Source organism: Achromobacter sp. SD115, from assembly GCF_017355315.1.
GTDB lineage: Bacteria > Pseudomonadota > Gammaproteobacteria > Burkholderiales > Burkholderiaceae_B > Achromobacter > Achromobacter xylosoxidans_B.
This window is the reverse complement of record NZ_JADIJM010000047.1, coordinates 1-3,355: the sequence shown is the minus strand read 5'-3', so window position 1 is coordinate 3,355 and position 3,355 is coordinate 1. Positions and strand designations below refer to the sequence as shown.

Sequence of the window (3,355 nt, the reverse complement as noted above, 5' to 3'; positions counted from 1 at the left end):
CGCAAGTCGATGAAGATAAGTACGGGTTGTGATTGCATTAATTTTGTTCCAAGTTCTCAAGACTGGGGTGAATAACCTCAGACTGCTTTGAAACTTATGAACGGCACAAACGCTAATACTCAGGTCCTATAGCCTACAGCGTTATAGGATCAAGCGACTAAGTGCATATGGTGGATGCCTTGGCGATCACAGGCGATGAAGGACGTAGTAGCCTGCGAAAAGCTACGGGGAGCTGGCAAACAAGCTTTGATCCGTAGATGTCCGAATGGGGAAACCCACCGCAGCAATGCGGTATCCCTGGCTGAATACATAGGCCAGTGGAAGCGAACCGGGTGAACTGAAACATCTCAGTAGCTCGAGGAAAAGAAATCAACCGAGATTCCGAAAGTAGTGGCGAGCGAAATCGGAAGAGCCTTTACGTTTTAGCACGCAAGATAGTCGAACGGAATGGAAAGTCCGGCCGTAGCAGGTGATAGCCCTGTAGGCGAAATCTTGTGTGTGGAACTAAGCGTAAGACAAGTAGGGCGGGACACGTGAAATCCTGTTTGAAGATGGGGGGACCATCCTCCAAGGCTAAATACTCGTGATCGACCGATAGTGAACCAGTACCGTGAGGGAAAGGCGAAAAGAACCCCGGAAGGGGAGTGAAATAGATCCTGAAACCGTATGCATACAAACAGTAGGAGCCTCCTTGTGGGGTGACTGCGTACCTTTTGTATAATGGGTCAGCGACTTACATTCAGTGGCAAGGTTAACCGAATAGGGAAGCCGTAGCGAAAGCGAGTCCGAATAGGGCGATTCAGTCGCTGGGTGTAGACCCGAAACCAGATGATCTATCCATGGCCAGGTTGAAGGCACGGTAACACGTGCTGGAGGACCGAACCCACTAATGTTGAAAAATTAGGGGATGAGCTGTGGATAGGGGTGAAAGGCTAAACAAATCTGGAAATAGCTGGTTCTCTCCGAAAACTATTTAGGTAGTGCCTCAAGTATTACTGCGGGGGGTAGAGCACTGTTATAGCTAGGGGGTCATGGCGACTTACCAAACTATGGCAAACTCCGAATACCCGCAAGTACAGCTTGGGAGACAGAGCACCGGGTGCTAACGTCCGGACTCAAGAGGGAAACAACCCAGACCGCCAGCTAAGGTCCCGAATTATCGCTAAGTGGGAAACGAAGTGGGAAGGCATAGACAGTCAGGAGGTTGGCTTAGAAGCAGCCATCCTTTAAAGAAAGCGTAATAGCTCACTGATCGAGTCGTCCTGCGCGGAAGATGTAACGGGGCTAAGCGATAAACCGAAGCTGCGGGTGTGCACTTTTAGTGCACGCGGTAGGAGAGCGTTCTGTAAGCCTGCGAAGGTGGCTTGTAAAGGCTGCTGGAGGTATCAGAAGTGCGAATGCTGACATGAGTAGCGATAAAGGGGGTGAAAAGCCCCCTCGCCGTAAGTCCAAGGTTTCCTGCGCAACGTTCATCGGCGCAGGGTGAGTCGGCCCCTAAGGCGAGGCAGAGATGCGTAGCTGATGGGAAACTGGTTAATATTCCAGTACCGTCGTACAGTGCGATGGGGGGACGGATCGCGGAAGATCATCAGGGTGTTGGATGTCCCTGTTGCTGCATCGAAGATGGCGCTTAGGCAAATCCGGGCGCGTAAATCAAGGGTGTGGCACGAGCGAGCATTGCTTGCGAAGTGATTGGAAGTGGTTCCAAGAAAAGCCTCTAAGCTTCAGCTGTGCGAGACCGTACCGCAAACCGACACAGGTGGACGGGATGAATATTCCAAGGCGCTTGAGAGAACTCAGGAGAAGGAACTCGGCAAATTGATACCGTAACTTCGGGAGAAGGTATACCCCGGTAGTGTGAAGCGCCTGCGCGCTTAGCATGATGGGGTCGCAGAGAATCGGTGGCTGCGACTGTTTATTAAAAACACAGCACTCTGCAAAGACGAAAGTCGACGTATAGGGTGTGACGCCTGCCCGGTGCCGGAAGGTTAAGTGATGGGGTGCAAGCTCTTGATCGAAGCCCCGGTAAACGGCGGCCGTAACTATAACGGTCCTAAGGTAGCGAAATTCCTTGTCGGGTAAGTTCCGACCTGCACGAATGGCGTAACGATGGCCACACTGTCTCCTCCTGAGACTCAGCGAAGTTGAAGTGTTTGTGATGATGCAATCTACCCGCGGCTAGACGGAAAGACCCCATGAACCTTTACTGTAGCTTTGCATTGATCTGTGAACCGGCCTGTGTAGGATAGGTGGGAGGCTTTGAAGCGTGGTCGCTAGATCACGTGGAGCCATCCTTGAAATACCACCCTGGTTTGTTTGCGGTTCTAACCTTGGTCCGTTATCCGGATCGGGGACAGTGCATGGTGGGCAGTTTGACTGGGGCGGTCTCCTCCCAAAGTGTAACGGAGGAGTTCGAAGGTACGCTAGGTACGGTCGGAAATCGTGCTGATAGTGCAATGGCATAAGCGTGCTTGACTGTGAGACTGACAAGTCGAACAGGTGCGAAAGCAGGACATAGTGATCCGGTGGTTCTGAATGGAAGGGCCATCGCTCAACGGATAAAAGGTACTCTGGGGATAACAGGCTGATACCGCCCAAGAGTTCATATCGACGGCGGTGTTTGGCACCTCGATGTCGGCTCATCTCATCCTGGGGCTGTAGCCGGTCCCAAGGGTATGGCTGTTCGCCATTTAAAGAGGTACGTGAGCTGGGTTTAAAACGTCGTGAGACAGTTTGGTCCCTATCTGCCGTGGGCGTTGGATACTTGACGGAGCCTGCTCCTAGTACGAGAGGACCGGAGTGGACGTACCTCTGGTGTACCGGTTGTCATGCCAATGGCATTGCCGGGTAGCTAAGTACGGAAGAGATAACCGCTGAAGGCATCTAAGCGGGAAACTCGTCTGAAGATAAGGTATCCCGGGGACTTGATCCCCCTGAAGGGTCGTTCGAGACCAGGACGTTGATAGGTCGGGTGTGGAAGCGCAGTAATGCGTTAAGCTAACCGATACTAATTGCCCGTGAGGCTTGATCCTATAACACTGATGGTTATGACCTGGTGATGTAGCGTTCCAAGTGTCGTTCAATACAAAATCTGGCTGCACCGTCGGCAGCCAGCCAACACCAATTACACCCCCCCGTGCGTGATCATCGAGTCTGACTCTGATCACCACGCGTTGTGTTTCTTCCAAGATTGGAGCTGTTGCCTCACCGCAGCTGCTCAACCAGTTACGCTTGACGACCATAGCGAGTTGGTACCACTCCTTCCCATCCCGAACAGGACAGTGAAACGACTTTGCGCCGATGATAGTGGACGGACGTCTGTGAAAGTAGGTCATCGTCAAGCTTTTATTCCGCA

The 3,355-nt window shown here is 52.2% G+C and carries 2 rRNA genes; both read left to right on the top strand.

From position 1 onward, the window contains the following. The first annotated feature begins 147 nt into the window (after positions 1-147). A 23S ribosomal RNA gene (locus IPU70_RS32650) occupies positions 148-3,032 on the top strand. Positions 3,033-3,230: 198 nt separating this feature from the next. Beyond that, positions 3,231-3,343 (top strand): 5S ribosomal RNA (gene rrf / locus IPU70_RS32645). Positions 3,344-3,355: the final 12 nt, after the last annotated feature.